Raw genomic sequence first — 20,890 nt, 5'->3', positions numbered from 1 at the left:
TCGGGTCCGGGTCGGCGACGGGCTCGCCCGACGGTTCGTCGTCGGCCCCGTCGGCGTCGGCCTCGCCGCCGGTCGCGGGCGTCTCAGCGTCCCCGCCGGGGCCGGTCCGGGTCACCCCGACGTCGGTCCCCTGTCCGGTTTGCTTGCCGTCGGCGGCGTTCCCGCCGCTCTGGCCGACGGCCTTCCCGTTACCCCGTCCGGGGGCCTTTCCGTCACCCTCTCCGACCCCTTCGCCCCCGTCCTCGCTCGTTCCCGTCAGGGACGTCCCTCCGGTCGCGTTCGCGTCCGCGGATCCGGTCTCCTCGGACTCGAGTTCGCCGAAGTCCACGCTCGCGAAGTTCCCCTGAACGGTGACCTCGTCCGAGAACACCGCGAGCGTTCCGGCTCCGCTGCCGAACCCCGCGAACAGCACGAGGACGGCGACCATCACGACCGACGCGGGGCGGGTCATCGTCCCACCTCGTCGGCGGCCTCGTCGACGGCTCCGTCGACGGTTTCGCCGCGCTCGTCGACCGTCTCCGACCCGCCGTCCGCGGCGGGCGCTATCATCGGCCGCTCGAAGAGCCCCATCGGGTTCCCGTCGCCGGTTCCGCTCGAGTCGTCGCCGCGGTCGGCCGGGCGGTCGTCGAGGCGGTCCGCGCCGTCGCCGACGTCTCCATCGCCGCCCGCTCCGACGTCACCGTCCTCGCTGGCGGCGCCGCGGTCGGCGTCGGGAGCGCGGTCGTTGCTCCCGTCGTCCCCGTCGTCCGCGGATCGGGACGCGGCGTCGGCCGATCCGTCGTCCCCGCCGGCCGTGACGAGGAGGACGACCGCCATCAGGAGCGTCATGCCGGTGCCGACCGCGACCGCGATGGCCAGGGCGGTCTGGAGCGTGTACGCCGTGTACGCCGCGTACGGGACGAACGCCAGGAGGACGCCGACGGCCCCCTCCACCGTGCGATTCGTCACGACGAACCCCGGCTCGTCGGCCGCATCGGACTCGGTTTCGACGGCTTCGGTCTCGACGGATCCGGTCGCGGCCGCGGCGGTCGATGCCGCCGTCTCCGCGTCCGTCGCTCCGGCGTCGGCGTCGGCCGCGTCCGCCTCGACCGCCGTCGATGCCCCGCCGCCTCCGGTTCGTGAGCGGTAGAGGCTCCAGATCTCCGAAAGCGCGAGCAGGGCGAACGGCAGGACGACGAGCAGGGTGAAGCCCGTCGCGGAGTCGGTGAACTGGATCACGTACCCGATGTACGGGATCGAGAACGCCACCGCGCCGAGGACGTTCGATCCGGGCACCAGCGCGGAGTCCGGATCCTCGTTGGCGTCACCCTTCGTCTCGAAGGCCACCTCCCCGCCCGATTCCGTCACGTCGATCACGCGGTGGGTCACCGGGACCTCGCTGTCGCCGCGGACGAACGTGATCACGTCGCCCTCGCCGATCGCCGCCGGATCGCGTTCGTCGACGACGACCACGTCGCCGGGAGCGATCGCGGGCGTCATGCTCGCCGTCAGGACGACGAAGCTGTACTCCGCCCCGACGACCGCCGGCACCGCGTACACCACGAAGGGCGCGACGACCGCGATCAGCAGGACGATCCCGAGCAGGTTGGCAGATCGTTTGAGTGTGATAGGTGAGTTCATCGTAGGTCCTCCGAGCCGCAGAGCGCGTTTTCGTCGGTGAACGTCCCGCCGACGAGTTCATAGAGCGTTCCTCCCGATCCGTCGGAGCCGAACGTATCCCCGATCGCGAGCACCTCCGAGCAGCTGGTGTGGACCTCGACGCGCTCCGAGGCACCGGAATCGCCGCCGGAGACGATCTCGATCGTCGTGTTCTGTCCGAGGCTCGTCCCGACGTTGGCCCACGTCTGCGAGACGTCGCTCCCGTCGGCGGTGAACGTTCCACCGGACGCGATCGTCGCCTCCTCGAACACGACCTCGTCGCCGCCGCCCGTCCGCTGGGTGGTGACCCGGATCGCGGCGTCGGATCCGCCGTCGTATCGGAACGTCAGGTCGCGGTAGCGGACGTTGCCGCCGCACTCGCAGTCGACCGGATCGTCGTCATCGCCGTTTCCGCCGTCGTCGTCCACGCAGACGTCAATCTGGACGTTGCTGATCCCGGCGGGGTTTCCACCGTCGTTCTCGGGCGCGTACAGCGTCTCACCCGTGTCGGTGCTCGGCGGTTCGATCGGGTACGTCGCCGTGTCGTTTCCGCCCTTGATCCGGACCTCACAGAGCTCCCCGGCCGGATCGCCGTTCGCGTCCACGAGGTCGAAGCGGACGCCGACGGCCTCCTCGTCGTCGTCCTTGTACTCGACGTCGGTGACCAAGAGGTACGCGTCGCCGGCGAGGGGACCCTCGTCGATCGCCAGCCAGGTGGACGCGTCCCCGGCGTCGCTGCGGACTATCCGCTCGTCGACGTCGACCTTGCCGGCGTAATCGCAGTTCGGACACCCGTCCCGCGGCTCGTCACAGTCGATCCCCGCGTAGGGGTTCGACCCCGCGGCGTCGCCCTCGGAGACGTGCCGGCACTGCTCGGTGTAGAGCCGGAACTCGAACGCGGTCGTCTCGCCGCCCGCATCGGCGGGCGCGTCCGCCGGAAGCTCCCAGGCGAGCTCGATCTCGAGCGCGTCTCCCTCGGGATCGAGACAGGCGCCGCCGTCGCGGTCGTCGACCCGGAGCCCGTCCGCGAACTCGCGGCGGAGCTCCGAGAGCGATCCCGACGGGAACACCCACTCGTCGCCGACCCTGAGCGACACGTCGAGTTCCTCGCCGAGCGGGTCCCGCGTCGGCGGGCAGGTCGTCGCGAACCAGAGGCGCGCCGGGTTCGTCCGGACCGAGACGTCGAACGTGACGTCGCCCCAGTCGCCGCGGTCGATCGGGTTCTCGGGCGTGTAGCTCACGAGCCCGTTCGAGACGGTACAGCCGCCGTTCCCGCTCGAGTCGGAACACGACACGTCGAGTGCGACCTCGCCGGCGCCGATCCGGTTTCGCGGCAGCCGCTCGTCGTCCGTGAGGTACGCGAACGTCCCCGCGCCGCTCGCGGCCCCGATCGCGCCCAGTCCACCGAGTCCGGCGAGAAGCCGGCGGCGGCTGAGGTCGGCGAGGGCGTCGGTCCGCCGTCCGCTCCCGTCGGCAGTCATTCCGCCACCTCCGAGCCCGTCGAGGTCGTGGAGTCAGCCGATCCCTCCGAGTCCTCGCGGTCCGGCACCGGCGCCGCGAAGGGGTTGCCGTCCCACGCGCAGTCGACTGCGTAAAACGACACGTCGAAGTCGACGGAGCCGCCCTTTCCGGCGTTGCCGCCCTCGCCGATCGGGAACGCCCAGTTGAACGCGAGACAGCGGGTCTCCTCGGGGGTCAGACAGCCGTTGTCGAGGATCCCCGGATCGACCTCGATCCCCTCGGTCAGGTCGTCGCCGTCGAGCTCCGCGAGGGTCCCCGAGAAGATCCCGCTCCCGAGCGGCGGGTTCTCCCCGACGGTCTCCGCGCCGGCACAGCCGCCGACGCCGAGGAACCCGGTGTCGTAGTGGACGGAGACCTCGATCCGTTCCGCGAGCGCCCGGCTCGCCGGATCGGTTCCGATATCCGGATCGATCTTCATCCACACCCGGACGCCGTCCGGGACGTTCTCGCCCGGATCGTCGATCCGGAGGCCGACGCTCGTCGAGCCCGTGTCCATCGGGAGGACGTTCCGCTGGTCGATGAGGCGGACCGGCGCGCCGATCTCGTCGACGTCCGCGACCTCGTCCGTCGGGCTCTCCCGGACGAGCCCGCCGTTGTATCTGCTCCGCCAGCCGACCAGCAGGTTGGTCGGAACGTTCGACTGCGCGTACGTGTAGCTCGTGTACTGGTTCCAACTGCCCGTCGACCGGGTTCCGACGGCCATCCCGGCGGCCGCGAAGCCCACGGCTCCGATGCCCGCGAGTGCTTGCCGCCGAGTCAGGTGTGTGTCTCGTTTCGTCATTCGTGTCCCGTGGTCGGCTCCGGACGGCCGGTTCGTCGGTGGTCTCAACGCCGTCTCGGTACGTATGTATGCGCCTCCTACCCAAGCGGTTCGGACACCGAACCGCGTTGATTGAGCCGTTGAACGACCGGCAGGGTGTGCCTATCCGGCCTCCGGCGGCCCGGTTCGACGTCGGACCGTGGCCGCGGTCGTCGGCGTACGCCGCCGTCCCGGCGTCGGTCGAACGGCGGAGGTCGGCGGCTCAGGCGGGCGTCGGCCCGGAGCCGTCGTTGTGTCGCTCCTGTTCGGTGTAGAACCCGAGATCGAAGCCGAGCGTGTCGCCCTGGACCTCGTTTCCGACCTCGAACGGCAGCTCCCACGAGAGCGCGACACAGTGCATCACGCCGTCGCCGCGGAACGCGTCCCGGTTCGAGTCGTCGGCCGGGTCGCCGAGCTCGTCGTACGGCGTCGCGCGGTTGCCGTCGAGGGGAACGCCGTTCCCGTCGGCCAGCGCGTCCAGGACGTTCCCGAGCGAGTCCTCCATGATGATCTTCTCCTGGCCGGTCTGGGCCGCGAGGTTGCCGAACACCGTGGGGATGTTCAGCGGGTCGTCGACGTCGTTGAAGTACGCCGAGTCGCCGCCCGATCCGCCGGCCGGCCCGGCCATCGCCTGGAGCGTGCTGGCGCTGCCGTCGACGTTGATCGTGTAGACGTCCGTGGCGGGGGCCGGCGAGGCCGCCCGCGCGTCGTCCGCGGCCGCGGTCGGCGAGGAGAACTGCGTGCTTCCCGTGCCGTTGAACGACTCGCCGTCCGAGAGGACGATGTTACGCTTCTCGGCGTTCGGGCGTCCGTTCGCGGCGAGTTCGTCCTGGGCGTCGTCGACGCCCTCGCCGATGTAGGTACCCGTCGCGATGCCGCTCGCGTTCGAGAACGGGTTCGGGTTCCCGTCGCCGTCGAACGGCGTCGATCCGGGACCGCCGGTCACGAGGTTCGCGAGCTTCTGGCGGAGCCCCGAGAGCGCGCCGTCGACGACCGAAAGGTCGGCGGTCAGCGGCTGGAGGACGCCGGTCCGCGGCTCGGTGTCGTTGCTTCCTTCGCCGTCGAAGTAGGCCACGCCGACCTGAACGTCCGACCCCTGCGACTGGAGGTAGTCGACGAACTGTCGGGTCCCGAGCTCGACGAGGTCGATCTTCGTCGTCTCGCCGTAGGTGGCCCCGTTGATCTGGATCGTGTCGTTGCTGACCACGCCGCCGTACTGGTTGTACAGCATGGAGCCGGAGAAGTCCAGCGTCAGCATGATGTCGACCGGCTCGGCGCCGTCGTACACGTTGTCGCAGTCCTCGTCGTACCAGAGCGTCGCCCGGATGGCGTCGCCGAGGTCGCCCATGTTGTCCGGGTCGACGATGAGTTCCGGCTCGGTGCCGGCGCCGCCCTCGTCGCTGACGTTGTCCGCCTGTATCCAGATGTAGCCGGGGTTGTCACAGAGGTGGAGCGAGAAGGTGATCTCGCCGGAGTCGCCGGGCTTCACGTCGGTGAGCTGGACCAGCGTCTCCATCTCCTCGCCCGTGACGGGGTCGACGTTGAAGTTCGCCTCCGAGAGCGGCGGGATGGCCGCACAGTCGAGGTCCGGGATGTTCGCGCCGTTGCTGTCCTCGTCCTCCTCGTCCGGGAAGTCGCTGTATCTGAGGACTTCCCCGTCGATCTCGACGGACTGTTCGCCGTCGCCGTCGTGGTCGGGGTGGGCGCTGACGAACTGGTGGCCCTCGCCGAAGTCGTACGTCTGTTGCCAGTCGACGAGCAGGTCGAGGTTCCCGGCGGTGAGCGTGTTGCCCTCGAACCCCTCCTCGTCGCTGAAGTACGCCGTCGTTCCCAGGCCCGCGCCCGCGGAGGCGATGCCGACCGCGCCGAGGCCCGCCAGCATCTTGCGCCGCGATAATCCGATGGTGTCGATTTTGTTTTCGTCTGACATGAGTGTGATTCCCCGAAGGGAAGTCCCACTGACGGAGTCGAACCGTCGTCGTCGGCCGCCCTTGTGGGTCCGACGTGGGAGGTCGTCAGCGCGTCACACGAACCGCCACGGGGCGCGTCGCCCCGGCGGCGTCACTCGCTGAACTCGGCCGCGTTGCTGCTGTCGTAGAAGTCCGGCCCGAGCGCGGGGTCGGCGTTGACCTTCGCGATCGGTCCCTCGCCGCCGGTGCTGCCGTACGCGAGCACGCGGAAGGTCGAGGCGATCTCGCTGCGCGGGATGCCGAACAGGATCGTGTTTCCGGCCTTCTGCGCGGAGAAGCCGGCCGGGAGCGACTGAGCCGAGCCGTAGCTGCCGCCTGCGTTCTCCACGTAGCCGAAGGGGGCGTCCGGGAAGCCCGCGTTCGGCTGCCAGATGAGCTGCCAGTCGTGCGTGCCGTCGGCGTCCGCGTCGACCGCGACCGGGAGGTTCGTGCTGGAGTAGTCCGCGGTGTCGAGGAAGTCCACGCCGTCGCCGTCGTCGACGAAGGTGAAACCGAGGACGACCTGGTTCTGGCCGTAGGCGACGCTGGTGTAGACGTTCCCGTCGGTCGGGTTCGCCAGCGTCTGGCCCTTCCAGTCGTTGTCGTACGCCGTGACGACGACCTCGTCGACGCAGGGGTTGTTCGTGCCGTCGTTGTGCCGCGACTGTTCCGCGTAGAACTCGAAGTCGAAGGTGACGGAGTCGCTCTGGATCTCGTTGCCGACGTCCGTCGGGACCTCCCACTCGAAGCAGACGCACTGCTCCGCGACGTTCGGTTCGTCGTCGAGGAACGCCTCGGTGACGCCCTCGAACGGGTCGCGTCCGTCGAGGGGCGCGCCCGCGTCGCCGTCGCCGGAGAGCGGGACGCCGGCCTGAAGCGCCAGCATCACGTCAGCCAGCGAGCCGGAGACGATCTCGTCGCCGATGACGGACTCGCCCTCCTCGTCGTCGGTACAGTACGAGACCGTCACCCGCATCGCGTCGGCGAGCTCGCCCATGCCCGCGCCGGGGTCGCCGCCGGTCGCGTCCGCGTCCGTCTCGGGCTCGTTCCGGCCGTTCTCGTCGTTCGCCGTCAATTCGCCGCACATCCACATGTAGGCGGGGTTGTCGACGATCGAGAAGCAGAACTCGCCCTCGCCGGAGTCGCCGGGCTTCAGGTCGGAGACCTGAATGCTGAGGGGGTCGCCGTCGCCGCCGCCGACGACGTTGCCGTCGATGAAGGTTCCGGACGGCGTGGAGTACTGCGCGTAGCTTCCCTGGTCCTCCGAGTAGTCCACGTGGACGAGGAGGTCGAGGGTCCCGGCCTCGAGCCGGTTGCCGGTGAAGCCCTCCTCGTCGCTGAAGTACGCCGTCGTTCCCAGCCCCGCGCCCGCGGAGGCCACGCCGACCGCGCCGAGTCCGAACAGCATCTTGCGCCGCGACAGTCCGATGGTATCGTCGTTCATTGGTATCGTATCCCCGGTGGGGAACTCCCGTCGGCGGTCGCGAACCACCGTGTCGGCCGCCCCGAAGGGTGCCGGACCGGGAACCGAACGAGCGGGTCGTTCGGGGAATGAGCGGGCGCCCCGCTCGCGCGTGTCGAAGAGGTTAATTCGACGCGTTGGTGCTGTTGCTGGTCACGTTCGTCCCGTCGATCGAGACGTCCGGGCTGTCGTTGTGGCGGAACTGCTCGGCGTAGAGGCCGATGTCGAAGGAGACCGAGTCGCCCTGGATCTCGTTTTCGACCTCCGCGGGGAGCGTCCACTCGAAGCCGATACACTGGGTCGTCGCGCCGGGGTACGGCTGCCGACCCGCCTCCTGGCGGTTGCCGTCGAGGGCGACGCCCTCGGAGAGCGCCTCGAAGACCTCGGTCATCGAACCGGAGATGATCTTCTGTTCGCCCGCGAGGACGATCTGGGCGATCTCGGCATAGACGGTGTCGAGGTCGGCCGGGTCCGGCGCGATGAAGGCGTCGTCCGGGCTGGAGGCGAGGCTCTCGAGCAGCGAGGTGTTCGCGCTGCCGAGCGCGATCGTGAAGACGCGGATGCCCGCGTTCTTCGCGGCGTTCGCCGCGCTGGTCGCGGCACTCGCGCTGGAGTTGCCGTCGCTCAGCAGGATCATGACCTTGGACGCGCCGGGCGTGGCGTTGGTGCCGTTGAGGAGCTCGTCCGCGCCCTCGTTGATGCCGGCCGCGATCGAGGTGCTGCCGCCCGCGGTGTAGTTGTTGATCGCGTTCTGGACGAGCTGGTAGTTCGTGGTCAGCTCCTGGTCGGTCGACGCGCTGCCGCTGAACGAGATCGCGGCGGCCTCGTCCGGCGAGGAGAGGTTGTCCACGAAGCTCGTCGCGGCCGTCTTCAGCGCCGAGAGCGGCGCGCCGCCCATCGAGCCGGAGACGTCGCTGACGAGGGCGACCTCCAGTTCGTTCTGCTGGCCCGTGCCGGTGGGCTCGTACACGTTGTCACAGTCCTCGTCGTACCAGACGCACACCTCGATGGCGTCGGCGAGTTCGCCGATCCCGTCGGTGTCCTCGCCCTCGTCCTCCATCTCGGGCTCGGTCTGGCCGTTCTCCGCGTTCTCGGTGAGTTCGCCCGAGAAGTAGAGGTATGCGGGGTTGTCACAGATGTGGATGCTGATCGTCACCTCGCCGGAGTCGCCGGGCTTCACGTCGTCGAGCGTGAAGATCGGGATCCCGTCGCCGTTGACGAGGTACTGGTCCGCCTCGGGCGAACAGAAGTCGAACTCCTCGCTCTGGACGAGGTCCTCCCACTCCTGCATGTCGGCGGGGCTGGGAGCCTGGTCGAGCAGGTACCGCCCGTCGCCGAGATCCTGGGCGTCCGGGTAGCCCATCGCCTTGACGTCGTCCAGACGGCCGGCGCCGCCGAGGTACGTCGATTTGTAGTCGAGCTTGAGGTCGAGGGTCCCGGCCTCGAGCCGGTTGCCGGTGAAGCCCTCCTCGTCGCTGAAGTACGCCGTCGTGCCGAGCCCCGCGCCCGCCGAGGCGACGCCCATCGCCCCGAGGCCGACGAGCATCTTGCGTCGCGAGAGTCCGATCGTTTTGTCGTCCATTGTGTATCATTCCCCGTAGGGAAACTCCCACCGACGGAGTCGAACCGTCGTACGCCACGTGGGTGGACAGCCGGCCGTCGGCTGTCGTGGTCGCGGTCGAACGCCCGGACATCCGGACGAACGCCGCGCGGCCGATCCGGGGCTTATTCGACGCTGACGTCGAACGCGACGCCCTCGTCGGAGCCGGAGTAGTCGCCCTGTACGTCGACGGTCACGTCGCCGCTGACGGTGAACGCGTTCGCGACGTCCGCGGCGTCGGTGTCGAACACGAGGTAGGTGACCTCGCGGTCGGGGCCGTCGTTCGTCGCGGAGACGGCGTCGGGACCGCTGAGGGTCACGGCAGTGCCGTCCAGGTCGAGCATGAGGTTCGCGACGGAGACGGTCGCCTCGTCGGCCTTCGTCGTGATCGCGAGCTTCCCGCTGGGGGCGGGGATCGCGCTGGAGACGGTCACGCCGTCGAGCGTGAACGAGGCGGTGCCGCTCCCGTCGTAGGCGTAGCTGAACGGAACCGTGTTTCCGGGCGTCCACGCGTAGTTCGCGGTGTCGGCGCTCCCGACGTCGGGGCCGACCGCGACCTCCCAGGCGCCGGCGGTGCCGTTGTTGTCGCCGAAGCGGCCGCGGGCGAAGGAGGTCTCCTGCTGGGTGGCGAACTCCTGCTGCTTGGCGAAGCCGTCGCCGGTCCGGGTCGTGACGCTGGGAACGCACGGGTTGTACATCCCGTCGTTGTGGCGCGACTGGATGGCGTGGAACTCGAAGTCCATCGTCAGCGTGTCGGACTGGATCTCGTTGCCCACCTCGATCGGCACGTTCCAGAACAGGCACACGCACGGGCCGGTGATGTACGCCTCGCCCTCGTCGGGCTCGACGACGTCGGCGTACTCCGCCTGGTCGCCGGGCGCCATGCCGGGCATGCCCTCGCCGTCGAGGGGTACGCCGCCGGTGACGGCCGCGATGACGTCCACCAGCGAGCCGGAGACGATCTCCGCGCCCTCGATCAGTTCGCCGTCGTCGCGCTCGCAGTAGACGAGCCGCGCGTCGATGGCGTCGCCGAGCTCGCCCAGGTCGGACGTGTCGTCGACGGCCATCTCGGGTTCGTTCATGCCGTTCTCGGTCTGTGAGAGGTCGGCACACGCCCACATGTAGGAGGGGTTGTCCACGATCCGGAAGCAGAACTCCACGTGGCCGGAGTCGCCGGGCTTCACGTCGTCGAGGTCATAGAACATGCCCGCGGGCTCGCCGTCCTGCGTCCCCATCGCCACGTCGGCCATGTTCTCGACCGCGCCGTCGCTGTCGTAGGAGGCCTCGTAGTCCACCAGGAGGTCGAGCGTCCCGGCCTCGAGCCGGTTGCCGGTGAATCCCTCCTCGTCGCTGAAGTACGCCGTCGTTCCGAGTCCCGCACCCGCGGAGGCCACGCCGATCATGCCGAGTCCGCCGAGCATCTGTCGCCGCGAGAGTCCGAAGTTGTTGGTGTCGTCCATGTGATCATCCCTGGCGTCTTCGGCCAGTACCCCTCCCTTAGCGGAAGGGGGCATAGTTACGACTCGACACGTCGGATCCTAACGGTCCCATCGGCGCGACGAACCACGTCATCGACCGAACTAACCGCTCGTTCGACCGAATTCGGCGGTTTCGGGCGATCTCGAAGGGTCGCCCGGAAAGGGCGGATGGCGGGCCATACCGGCCGCGTGGCGGTGCCTACCGCCCCCCACGTGGCTCCCTACCGCCCTGTCTGTGACTCCCTACCGGATCCCGTGGCACCGCCTACCGTGGGTTCGCCCCGCGATCGGGCTTCGAATGCTAACGAGCGTCACGGCAGTACGGTGCGCATACATATGCCCCCATCCGCCCTCCACGTACGCAGACGAGGTGTTTCCCATTCCACTCCAGATCCGATCCGACTCGCTCCCGGAGAACGTCATTCACGACGTGCTCTCGAACAGCCGCCGAAAGAACGCGCTGCGGGAGCTTCGGACGCGCGGCGGGGCCGTCTCGGTGAGGGATCTCTCGGAGGCGATCGCCGCCGACGAGACGGGCGAGTCGCCCGCGCCGCGCTGCGTGCGCGAGAGCGTGTACGCCTCCCTCCACCAGACGCACCTGCCGCGACTCCACGAGCTCGGCGTCGTCGAGTACGACCGCACGCGCAAGGAGGTGCGCGCGTGCCGGGGCGCACGCGACGTGGAACGGTACATGACCGTCGTGACCGGCTACGGGTTCACCTGGACGGAGCTGTACCAGCTGCTCGGGATCGTGACGCTGTGTGTCGTACTCGCGGCCCAGCTCGGCGCGCCGGTCGTCGGCGCGGTCGATCCCCTGCTGTGGACGAGCGGCGCGCTCGCGGCGTTCGCGGTCGTGACCGTCGCCCAGCTGTGGGCGGCCTATCGGCTCTCGATGCCGCTCTCGCGGTGATATGCGGGTTTCACTTCTCTTCGTTCGTTTCGCCCGATTTTTAGGCGTGTAGTCGGCTGAAATCGCCGTTATATTTCGAGTGCTAACAGAACGGATGTTACATGTAATCTTACTCTGATAGAAACGCGATCGTTGCTGGCGCGGTGACGATTTCCAAAGCCCCAGCCGCGAGGACTCGCGCGGCTCGCTGTGGTCCTCAGTCGTTCGCTCTGCTCACTCCTTGCGGTCCTTGCGTCGCCGTGCTTCGTCCTCGCGGCTGCCCCTTTGAGTCCCGCCCAACCGTCCCACAACCGCACCTCACACCTCCCCGGCCTCGCGGCTCGTGGTTTCACCACTCGCCGCGTCCCTCGCGGGCTCCTCGCGAGCCGATGGCTCGCTCGGAGGCGCGCCACCGCTCCGGCGATCGCTCACTCCTTCGGCTGGAGTGAGCATCCGCGAGCGAAGCGAGCGGTTCACCGACGGAGCCGTCGAAGACGGCGGAGTCGGCTTTTTCCCTCCAGGTTTTTCGAGGAGCGGTTCCCGAAGCGAACGCAGTGAGCGAGGGCACCCGACGATGAAAATGGTGGCTGTACTGACCAAACGCGTCCTCGACCGCTCACTTCACCCGCGGCTCGGGCATCAGCGTCTCGAGTTCGCGGGCGTCGAGCCACTCCAGGAGTTGGACCAACTGGTCGGCGGCGGCCTCGAACAGCCGCTCGGCCTTCTCCGGCGTGACGTCGGTCGGGTCGCCGAACGCGCCGTTCGCGGAGTTGTCGACCGCGTCGTAGAAGGTTCGCGCGCCGTGGACCATCGTCTCCGAGTCCTCGATGTCCGTGAGACCGCCGTCGCGGGCGGCCTCGAACTCCTCGGGATGGACGAGGTCGGGCGCGAGGTGGGTGATCATCGCGGTCTCCTTGGGGCCGGCGTGGGGACCGTTCTGCGCGAACAGGTCGTCGACGAGCTCCGGGATCGACTCGTCCCACATCCACTCGATCGCGTACATCGCCCCGTCCTGGTGGAGCCGGCGGCCGACCTCCCGGAGGTGGTCGACGTTGCCGCCGTGGGCGTTGACGTAGACGACGCGGTCGATCCCGTGGTACGCGAGGTTGCGGGTGAGACTCTCCACGTAGTCGCGGAACTCCGGAGGGTCGACCCAGAGCGTGCCGGGGAACTGGCGGTGGTGCGGGCTGACGCCGACGTCGACGGTGGGCGTTCGAGGGAGGCCGGTCTCCTCGGCGGCGGCGCGCGCGAGCCCTTCGGCGATCAGGTGGTCGGTCGCCAGGGGGAGGTGCGGCCCGTGCTGTTCGGTCGATCCGAGCGGCACGATCGCGGTGGAGGCGTCCTCGAGTCGATCGCCAAGTTCCGGCCAGGTGTGGTCCGCGAGGTACATACGACTCCCTGTACCCGGAGGCGTATCAAACTCCGTGACGAGGCAGGCGAGCGGGGGGAGCGGGACGACCACGGTCCCGCAACCCTTCGTCACCCTTTTTGTGCCGCCCGGCCGAACTCCGCGACATGTTCGGAGGAGGCGGCATGAACCCGCGAAAGATGAAACAGATGATGAAACAGATGGGGATCGACGTCGAGGAGCTCGACGCCGAGCGGGTCGTCGTGGAGACGGCCGACGGCGACCTCGTCTTCGAGGACCCGCAGGTCACCCGCATGGACGCGCAGGGCCAGCAGACCTACCAGATCGTCGGCGATCCGGACGAGGTCGCCGACGCGGGGGCGGGCAGCGCGGGAGCGGTCGAGGCCGCCGACGCCGACGAGGAGGCCGAAACCGGCGGGATCCCCGCCGACGACGTGGCGCTCGTCGCGGAGCGCGCGGGCGTCCCCGAGTCGCTCGCCCGCGAGAGCCTGGAGGCACACGACGGCGACCTCGCCGCCGCGATCGCCGAGCTCGAGTGACCGACGCCGCGTACCTCCTGGTTCACGAGGACCGTGAGTACCTCCTCGAGCCCGGCGAGGAGTTCGGCACCGACCTCGGCGTCCTCGAGGTTCCCGAGGACGTCGCCGCCGGCGACACGGTCGAGAGCCACCTCGGCACCCCCTTCGAGGTTCGCGAGCTTCGCGGCCCCGACCTGTTCGACCACCTCGAGCGCACCGGCGCGCCGATGATGCCCCGCGACGTGGGGCTCGTGCTGGGGCTGACCGGCGTCGCCGCGGGCGACCGCGTCCTCGACGCCGGCACCGGGACCGGCATCCTCGCGGCGCATCTCGGCCGGGTCGGCGCCGACGTGACCACCTACGAGGTCGATCCGGCGTTCGCAGACGTGGCGCGCGAGAACATGCGCGTCGCGGGCGTCGAGGACCGCGTCGAGGTCCGGACCGGCGACCTCGCCGAGGAGGTCGACGCGCTCGTCGGCGGAGGCGACGAGGACGGGGACGGCGACGAGGATCCCCGACCCGTCGACCCCTTCGACGTGATCACCCTCGACACCGGCGACGCGCCGGCGATCGTCTCCCGCGCTCCCGACCTGCTCGTCTCCGGCGGCTTCCTCGCCGTCTACTCGCCGTTCGTCGAGGGGACCCGCGAGGCCGTGACGGCCGCGCGCGAGGCCGGGCTCGCGGGGATCGAGACGCTGGAGACGATCCAGCGCGAGATGGACTTCTCCGACCGCGGCTCCAGACCCTCCACCCGCGGCGTCGGCCACACCGGCTACCTCGTGATCGCCAGAGCGCCCTGATCGGCTGCCGCTCCCGGCTCGTGCGCGTCGACCCCGCGGCCGGGGGAACCTTCTTTCCGCCGCGACCGTCAGAACGGGTATGTCCCTCGCTGCCGACGTCGAGGCGGCGCTCGCCGGGCGGGACGACGTGGTCGCCGTCGGCGTCGGTACCGACCTCCTCGCCGCGCTGCTCTCGACGCGTCGCGCTCGCGGGGGCGGCCGCTGGCGGGCGGCGTGCCCGCCGACGGTCGTCGACGACCTCGGCCGCGCGTTCGTGCTCGGGAGCGCCGCGGCCGAGGCCCGCGCGCAGGGAACGGTCGCGCTGCGTGCCGGCACCGGTGGCCGGTCGAGCCGGACGCTGTTCGCGAGCGACGGCCGGGTCGACGCCGTCGTGGGGCCGGCGGACGACCGGACGCTCCTGACCGACGCGGACCCGGACCGCGCCCCCGCCGCGGCGGAGGCCGTCGACGCGCGGTTCGAGGCGGCCGATACGGCGACGATCCGGATGCCCTCGCGAACGCGGCTGCTCTCCGCGGCCCGCGGGACGCTCGACGACCGGTTCGCCGACGACCTGGCGACCGTCCTCTCGACGCTCGGCACGGGTCCGGCGCCGCTCGACCGGTCCGGGGCGTTCGACGACCGAACGCTGCTCGTCGCGCTGGCGGCCCGGCACGACCACCTCTTCGCCGACGTGCGCGAGTGGGCCGACGACGTCGGGATCGCGCCGAAACAGACCTTCTCGGCGGCGCGGCGCGCGCTCGAGGAGCGCGGGCTGGTCGAGTCGATCAAGGTTCCGATGGGGGTCGGCAGGCCGAACTACCGGCTCCGTGCCGTCGACGAGACGCTCTATCGCGTCGACGCCGGGCGCTTCCTGCCGGCCCTCCGCGAACTGTTCGAGGCGGCCGACCCCGGTCGCGCCGGCGTCGGGGGGAGACGGATCGACGACCGGCCGGTGTGGGACAGGCGGCGGTAGCCGGCGACGCCCGGAGACCCCGGACGCCTCGAGCCCTAGAGCCGCCCCTCGTCGACGGCGTCGACGAGCGCGGAGCCGGCCGCGCGCCAGTCGTCCTCGGCGTCGGCGAAGACCCGTTCGGCGCGCTCGGCCGCCTCCGTGACGACCGCGTCGACGTCGACGCCCACGATCCCGCCCGCGGAGACGAGCTGGACGCCGTCCACGAACACGTCCCGGACGACGTCGCTCCCGCCGCCGTACACGAGGTTCGGGATCGCGGTGTGGAACGGCTCCGAGACGGTCGGCGCGATGGCGGGCCGTTCCAGGTCACAGACCACCACGTCCGCGCGCTTGCCGGGCGAGAGCGACCCCGCACGGTCGGCGATGCCGAGCGCGCGGGCGCCGCCGACCGTCAGCAGCTCGAGGACGCCGCTGGCGTCGAGCGCGGTGGGATCGGTCCGGTCGGCCTTCGCGAGCATCGCCGTCGTGCGCGCCTCGCGGAGCGCGTCGTGGCCGCCGGGGCCGGGCGCCTGGTCGGTGCCGATCCCCACGACGCCGCCGTGGTCGAGGTACTCGACCACCGGCGGGACGACCCCGTCGATCGCGGTGATGGAGGAGGGACACCCCACCATCCGGACGTCGGCGTCGGCGAGCCGGGCGCGTTCCGCCGGCGTCGCGCCGTGGAGGTGCGCCGCGAGCAGGTGGTCGCCGAGCAGGCCCTCGCGGTCGAGGACGCCGACGGTGGTCTCGCCCTCGCCGTAGCGGGCGGCGATCTGTCTGCGCTCCCGGTCGCCCTGCGCGACGTGCATGTGGACGGTTCGGTCCTCCTCGCGGGCCCGCCCGGTGATCGTCTCGAGGAGGTCGAGCGAGATCATGTCCAGCGCCTGCGGGCCGTACGCCGGCTCGACGAGCGGGTCGTCGTCGAACTCGGCGACGAGGGCTTCGGCGCGCGCGAGGCCGGCCTCGCCGCCGTCGCGGTCGAAGGGGTACGGCTCGTCCGGGCCGACGTCGGAGCGGTCCTCGGGAACCTCGTTTATCATCTCGGTGGCGACGACCCGGAGCCCCAGGGGGCGGTACACCTCGCTCACGAGCTCCCCGACGTCGCTGGCGTACTCGCCGACCGTCGTCGTGCCGGAGGCGAGCGCCTCGATCGCGGTGAGCTTCGCGCCGACGATCCCGTCCTCGGGCGTCGCGTGCGCGGATATCGGCCCCAACGAGCGGGTCATCCACTCGATCTCCGGGACGTCCTGGGCGGCCCCCCGCAACACGGTGTGGTGGCCGTGGACGTGGGCGTTCACGAGCCCCGGAAGCGTGAGACAGCCGTCCCCGTCGAGGGTTCGGTCCGCGTCCCCGGTGTCGACGCCGTCGGCGGGGCCCACGTAGGTCAGTTCGCCGTCGGTCCAGCCGACCGCGCCGTCGTCGACGATCCCGAGGTCGCCCGTCGCGCCGGGGACGTCCGGGTCCATGGTGACGAGCAGCGTGTCGGTGACGAGCGTGTCCATGGGACGCCATCACGACCGGACGGCAAGGAACTGTCGGTGGTCGGTGACGGACGGTCGGTGGCGGATGGGGGCGGCTCCGACGGGACTCGACCGACCGCCGCGGGCGACGTGGCAAGAACTAACTCCGGGCGGGGACCTCGATACGCCATGCCGACATTCTCCGACAGGGTCGAGCGGATCGCGGTGAGCGGGATCCGCGAGGTGTTCGAGGCGGCCGGCGAGGACGCGATCAACCTCGGGATCGGCCAGCCGGACTTCCCGACGCCGGAACACGCCCGGCAGGCGGCCGTCGACGCCATCGAGGCGGGGAGGGCCGACGCCTACACCGGGAACAAGGGGATCGCCCCGCTCCGAGAGGCGATAGCCGAGAAACACCGCGCCGACCAGGGGATCGACCTCGACCCGGCGAACGTGATCGCCACCGCGGGCGGCAGCGAGGCGCTCCACGTCGCCCTCGAGGCACACGTGAGCGCCGGCGACGAGGTGATAATCCCCGACCCCGGCTTCGTCTCCTACGACGCGTTGACGAAGCTGGCGGGCGGCGAGCCCGTCCCGGTCCCGCTCCGCGAGGACCTCACCATCGACCCCGCCGCGATCGAGGCCGCGATCACGGACGACACCGCGGCGTTCGTCGTCAACTCGCCCGGCAACCCGACGGGGGCGGTCTCCTCGGAGGCCGACGTCCGGGAGTTCGCACGGATCGCCGACGAACACGACGTGTGCTGTCTCTCCGACGAGGTGTACGAGTACACCGTCTTCGACGGCGAACACGTCTCGCCGATGGAGTTCGCCGAGACCGACAGCGTCGTCGTCGTGAACTCCGCCTCGAAGCTGTTCTCGATGACCGGCTGGCGGCTCGGGTGGGTGTACGCCTCCGCGGACCGGATCGACCGCATGCTCCGCGTCCACCAGTACGCGCAGGCGTGCGCGTCGGCCCCCGCCCAGTACGCCGCGGAGGCGGCGCTGCGCGGCGACCGCGACGTGGTCGCGGAGATGACGGACTCCTTCGAGCGCCGCCGAGATATTCTCCTCGACGGCTTCGCCGACGCCGGCATCGAGTGCTCGACCCCGCAGGGCGCGTTCTACGCGATGCCGGAGGTGCCCGAGGGGTTCGTCGAGGCGTGTCTCGAGCGCGACGTGATCGTCGTCCCCGGCGAGGCGTTCGGGGAGGGCGGACGGGGCCACGCGCGCATCTCCTATGCGACCGACGAGGAGGACCTCCGCGAGGCGATCGGGGTCATGGCGGACGCCTACGAGGCGGTCCGATAACGGATCGCCGGGACCCGGTGCGGCATCGATTACCATCGGGCATTATTCTATCTGAAGTGGTTTCCGCAAGTTATACTGCCGCCGGGAGACGACGGTACCAGCATGAGCCGGAACATCCAAGTCAGCCGCCTCGACCGACGGGCGGTCGAGGATCAGGAGGTCGAGATCGTCGAGCGGAAGGGTATCGGACACCCCGACTCGATCTGTGACGGGCTCGCGGAGTCGGTCTCTCGCGCGCTCTCGCAGCTCTACCTCGACCGCGTCGGCAAGGTCCTCCACTACAACACCGACGAGACCCAGCTCGTCGCGGGTCGCGCCGCCCCGGCGTTCGGCGGCGGCGAGGTGATCGAGCCGATCTACGTCCTCATCGTCGGCCGCGCCACGAAGGAGTACGAGGGCCGGCAGCTCCCGGTCGACTCCACCGCGCTCGCGGCCGCCCGCGAGTACCTCGAGGAGGCCCTCCCGGAGCTCGAGTACGGGACGGACGTGATCGTCGACGTCAGGCTCGGCGAGGGCTCCGGCGACCTCCAGGACGTCTTCGGCGAGGAGACCCAGGAGGTCCCGATGGCCAACGACACCTCCTTCGGCGTCGGCCACGCGCCGCTGACCGAGACGGAGACGATCGTCCACGAGACCGAACGCGAGCTCAACACGACCTACTACGCCGACCACCCCGAGCTCGGCCCCGACGTGAAGGTGATGGGCAAACGCGAGGGCGACCGAATCGACATCACGGTCGCGGCCGCGATGGTCGACGCCCACGTCGCGGACCTCGAGGAGTACGACGACGCCGTGAACGGCGTCCGCGAGTTCGTGACCGACCTCGCCGAGTCCCACACGGACCGGGAGGTCCACGTCGACGTCAACACGGCCGACGACTACGAGGAGGGCTCCATCTACCTCACCGTCACGGGCACGTCGGCGGAGCAGGGCGACGACGGCTCCGTCGGTCGCGGGAACCGCGCCAACGGCCTCATCACGCCCAACCGCCCGATGTCGATGGAGGCCACCTCCGGGAAGAACCCCGTCAACCACATCGGGAAGATCTACAACCTGCTGTCGACGCACGTCGCGGAGACGGTCACCGACGAGGTCGACGGGATCCGCGACCTCCAGGTCCGGCTGCTCTCGCAGATCGGTCGCCCGATCGACGAGCCGCACGTCGCCGACGCGCAGATCGTCACGGAGGAGGGCGTCGAGCTGTCGGCGATCGAGGAGGAGGTTGTCGCCATCGTCGACGACGAGCTGGCGGACGTGACCGGCGTCACCCGCCGGGTCATCGACGGCGACGTCTCCACGTTCTGAGGCCGCGGACCGCGCGTTCTGCGGTCGCGGACCGCGCGCTCTCGTCGCCCGTCCGCTCCTACCGCGCCGTCGGGAACCGCATTCTGACGACCGTCCCCTGCGGCTCGTTCTCGGCCAGTTCGAGCGTCCCGTTCGACGTCTCGAGCGTCCAGTAGAGGATCCAGAGGCCGAGCCCCTGGGTGTGAACGAGCGGCGTCTCGGCCGGGCCCTCGATCGCGTCGACGTCGTACTTCGGGATGCCCTCCCCGGTATCGGCGACCTCCAGGATCGCCTCCTCGTCCGGAGTCGTCCGGACGGTGACGGTGATCGACGCGTCGGGCGGCGTGTGCTCGACCGCGTTCGACAGCGCCTCCTCGACGGCCGTCGGGAGGGCCGGGTGCGCCCGAACGCGAGGGTCGGCCTCGAACCGCGTCGCGATCTCGGCGTCGGGACGCGTCCCGCGAACCCGATCGATCCGGTCGTCGACCACCGACGTGAGCCGGTGGTCGGTCGTTCCGTCGGCGTTCCAGATCGCCACGACCTCCCGCGTTCGGTCGGTGGTCTCGAGCAGCCGTTCGAGGTGTTCCCGGATGACCCGGACGTCCTCGCTCGTGTCCGCCGAGCGGTCGGCGGACGCGACGTTGTCCAGGTATCCCAGCGCGACGGAGAGCTCGTTGCGGAGGTTGTGTCGGAGGACGCGCTGATTGATCGTCAGGAGCTTGCTCAGGTCCCGCGCCTCCGCGAGCCGCTCTTCGGCCTCGACCGCGTAGAGGCCGCCGCGAACGCCGACCATCGCCCCGAGGGTGGCCGCGAACGAGACCAGAAACGAGAGTTCGGTCGGATCTCCCTCGATGGCCCAGATCGTCCAGATCGCGAACGCCAACAGCGTGAACGCCGCGGTCACGCCGAACCCCAACCGCACCGCCCGCCACCGACCGGCCTCGGAGATCTGTCGGTCCGGAAACCGGTGGGCGGTGAGCAGAACGAACGCGGCGATCGACCCGATCACGAAGCTCTCGAGGACCGTCCCGAACCCCTCGCCTTCGGTGAGGAGGTGAACGAGCCCGAGCCCGAGACAGGACGCCCCGAGGGCGTAGACGGCGTGTTGCGGTCGGGCCCGACTGGATGGGGAGACCACGATCCAGGAATCCGCGGAGAGGCCTAAATCGTTTCCCCCGCCGACCACAACCGATTTGGGACCCGCTCCCGAGTTCACGGACGTGACGCGGGTGTGTCTCCTCGGCGGATCCGACGTGAACCTGAGCTACGAACTCCTCTCACGGGAGACCGCACGGGAGGCGCTCGCGACCTACGAGATCGCCGAGCCGTTCGCGAACAGCGTCGCCGTCGACACCGTGAGTCTCGGCGCGGCGGTGTCGCTTCTGAACGACCTCGACTGGTACCTGGTCCGGTTCGTCGCCGAGGCGATCGTCCTGGAGCCGTCCGTCTCCCGGACCGAGTGGCTCTCCCGTGACCTCGCACGCGAGGTGCGCGACGGCGAGGTCCCGCCCGAGGAGACCGACCAGCGGCTGAAGGTGTTCGGGCTCGTCGACGAGGAACCGGTCGAGCCGCTCTTCGTCCGGCGGACGCAGGGCGAGACCCCCGAGTACGACCTCCGCGACGTCGAGGAGACGCTGGTCGTCCGAGTGAGCGAAGCGGAGTTCTCCGGATGAGGCCCTCGATCGATCCCGGCCGGACGACCCCGGCGTGGTACCTCCTCTCGACGGTCGCCGTCTGGATCGTCGTCGCGGGCGTCGTCGAGTTCACGGTCGCCGGCGGACGGCCGACTGACGCGGTCGTCACGGGGACGTTCGGCGGGCTCGCCTTCGGCGTCGCGACCCTCCTGGTACGCGGGAACGACGACGCGTGAGCCGACCCCGC

The 20,890-nt window shown here is 70.2% G+C and carries 18 protein-coding genes and 1 pseudogene; 8 read left to right on the top strand and 11 right to left on the bottom strand.

The window, feature by feature from the left end; translation table 11 throughout:
* From DJ70_RS00840 to DJ70_RS00805, 8 genes and pseudogenes are all read right to left on the bottom strand, one after another.
* Window positions 1–451 (bottom strand): annotated as a pseudogene (locus DJ70_RS00840) (hypothetical protein); the annotation flags it as partial.
* On the bottom strand, window positions 448–1,620 hold the full coding sequence (locus tag DJ70_RS00835; RefSeq protein WP_143420884.1) for a signal peptidase I: 1,173 nt from the start codon (window positions 1,618–1,620) through the stop codon (window positions 448–450). The pseudogene DJ70_RS00840 and the gene DJ70_RS00835, both read right to left, overlap by 4 nt.
* Entirely contained in the window at window positions 1,617–3,119 is a 1,503-nt protein-coding gene (locus DJ70_RS00830; protein ID WP_094529238.1) for a DUF7467 domain-containing protein, read from the bottom strand. The genes DJ70_RS00835 and DJ70_RS00830 overlap by 4 nt, the downstream gene beginning before the upstream one ends.
* A complete protein-coding gene (locus DJ70_RS00825; protein WP_094529234.1) occupies window positions 3,116–3,940 on the bottom strand; it encodes a hypothetical protein in 825 nt (274 codons plus the stop codon). Before DJ70_RS00825 ends, DJ70_RS00830 begins: the two co-directional genes overlap by 4 nt.
* 241 nt (window positions 3,941–4,181) lie before the next feature.
* Complete coding sequence (locus DJ70_RS00820) at window positions 4,182–5,888, bottom strand: vWA domain-containing protein (protein WP_094529231.1); 1,707 nt, start codon at window positions 5,886–5,888, stop codon at window positions 4,182–4,184.
* 131 nt (window positions 5,889–6,019) lie between these two features.
* Window positions 6,020–7,351, bottom strand: coding sequence for a SipW-dependent-type signal peptide-containing protein (locus DJ70_RS00815; protein WP_094529228.1), 1,332 nt, complete (start codon window positions 7,349–7,351; stop codon window positions 6,020–6,022).
* 142 nt (window positions 7,352–7,493) lie between these two features.
* On the bottom strand, window positions 7,494–8,951 hold the full coding sequence (locus tag DJ70_RS00810; RefSeq protein ID WP_245810627.1) for a vWA domain-containing protein: 1,458 nt from the start codon (window positions 8,949–8,951) through the stop codon (window positions 7,494–7,496).
* A 143-nt stretch (window positions 8,952–9,094) separates the two neighbouring features.
* Window positions 9,095–10,429: a choice-of-anchor W domain-containing protein gene (locus DJ70_RS00805; RefSeq protein ID WP_094529225.1), complete on the bottom strand. Its 1,335-nt coding sequence runs from the start codon at window positions 10,427–10,429 to the stop codon at window positions 9,095–9,097.
* Between the two features lie 388 nt (window positions 10,430–10,817).
* Here DJ70_RS00805 and DJ70_RS00800 point away from each other — a divergent pair, with 388 nt between their 5' ends.
* Window positions 10,818–11,357 (top strand): DUF7344 domain-containing protein, encoded by a 540-nt coding sequence (locus DJ70_RS00800; protein ID WP_245810626.1) that lies wholly within the window; start codon window positions 10,818–10,820, stop codon window positions 11,355–11,357.
* Between the two features lie 595 nt (window positions 11,358–11,952).
* On the opposite strand, the gene DJ70_RS00795 is transcribed toward DJ70_RS00800, so the two are convergent.
* A complete protein-coding gene (locus DJ70_RS00795; protein WP_094529222.1) occupies window positions 11,953–12,726 on the bottom strand; it encodes a creatininase family protein in 774 nt (257 codons plus the stop codon).
* Between the two features lie 125 nt (window positions 12,727–12,851).
* Here DJ70_RS00795 and DJ70_RS00790 point away from each other — a divergent pair, with 125 nt between their 5' ends.
* The 3 genes from DJ70_RS00790 (at window position 12,852) to DJ70_RS00780 (ending at window position 14,975) form a co-directional block, all read left to right on the top strand.
* A complete protein-coding gene (locus DJ70_RS00790; RefSeq protein WP_094529219.1) occupies window positions 12,852–13,244 on the top strand; it encodes a nascent polypeptide-associated complex protein in 393 nt (130 codons plus the stop codon).
* Entirely contained in the window at window positions 13,241–14,023 is a 783-nt protein-coding gene (locus tag DJ70_RS00785; RefSeq protein ID WP_094529216.1) for a methyltransferase domain-containing protein, read from the top strand. Before DJ70_RS00790 ends, DJ70_RS00785 begins: the two co-directional genes overlap by 4 nt.
* A gap of 79 nt (window positions 14,024–14,102) precedes the next feature.
* A complete protein-coding gene (locus DJ70_RS00780; protein WP_094529213.1) occupies window positions 14,103–14,975 on the top strand; it encodes a transcriptional regulator TbsP domain-containing protein in 873 nt (290 codons plus the stop codon).
* Window positions 14,976–15,010: 35 nt separating this feature from the next.
* Here the strand turns inward: DJ70_RS00780 and DJ70_RS00775 are convergent, their stop codons facing one another.
* The gene (locus DJ70_RS00775; protein ID WP_094529210.1) at window positions 15,011–16,456 is read right to left on the bottom strand and encodes an amidohydrolase family protein; all 1,446 of its coding nucleotides are present in this window, start codon (window positions 16,454–16,456) and stop codon (window positions 15,011–15,013) included.
* Between the two features lie 147 nt (window positions 16,457–16,603).
* Here DJ70_RS00775 and DJ70_RS00770 point away from each other — a divergent pair, with 147 nt between their 5' ends.
* Window positions 16,604–17,725 carry a pyridoxal phosphate-dependent aminotransferase gene (locus tag DJ70_RS00770; protein ID WP_094529207.1) on the top strand — a complete coding sequence of 374 codons (1,122 nt, stop codon included), beginning with the start codon at window positions 16,604–16,606 and terminating at the stop codon, window positions 17,723–17,725.
* A gap of 102 nt (window positions 17,726–17,827) precedes the next feature.
* Window positions 17,828–19,030 carry a methionine adenosyltransferase gene (locus DJ70_RS00765; protein WP_094529204.1) on the top strand — a complete coding sequence of 401 codons (1,203 nt, stop codon included), beginning with the start codon at window positions 17,828–17,830 and terminating at the stop codon, window positions 19,028–19,030.
* Between the two features lie 58 nt (window positions 19,031–19,088).
* Here DJ70_RS00765 and DJ70_RS00760 read toward each other — a convergent pair whose 3' ends face one another.
* Window positions 19,089–20,147, bottom strand: coding sequence for a sensor histidine kinase (locus DJ70_RS00760; protein ID WP_094529201.1), 1,059 nt, complete (start codon window positions 20,145–20,147; stop codon window positions 19,089–19,091).
* Window positions 20,148–20,229: 82 nt separating this feature from the next.
* On the opposite strand from DJ70_RS00760, the gene DJ70_RS00755 reads away from it, so the two are divergent.
* Both DJ70_RS00755 and DJ70_RS00750 read left to right on the top strand, forming a co-directional pair.
* Window positions 20,230–20,682, top strand: a complete 453-nt coding sequence (locus DJ70_RS00755; RefSeq protein ID WP_094529198.1) for a DUF5804 family protein — start codon at window positions 20,230–20,232, stop codon at window positions 20,680–20,682.
* On the top strand, window positions 20,679–20,879 hold the full coding sequence (locus DJ70_RS00750; RefSeq protein WP_094529195.1) for a hypothetical protein: 201 nt from the start codon (window positions 20,679–20,681) through the stop codon (window positions 20,877–20,879). Before DJ70_RS00755 ends, DJ70_RS00750 begins: the two co-directional genes overlap by 4 nt.
* The last annotated feature ends 11 nt before the right edge of the window (window positions 20,880–20,890 follow it).

Source organism: Halorubrum halodurans (assembly GCF_002252985.1).
GTDB classification, from domain to species: Archaea; Halobacteriota; Halobacteria; order Halobacteriales; family Haloferacaceae; genus Halorubrum; species Halorubrum halodurans.
The sequence above is the reverse complement of the archived record's forward strand: the minus strand, read 5'-3'. Positions and strand labels throughout refer to the sequence as shown.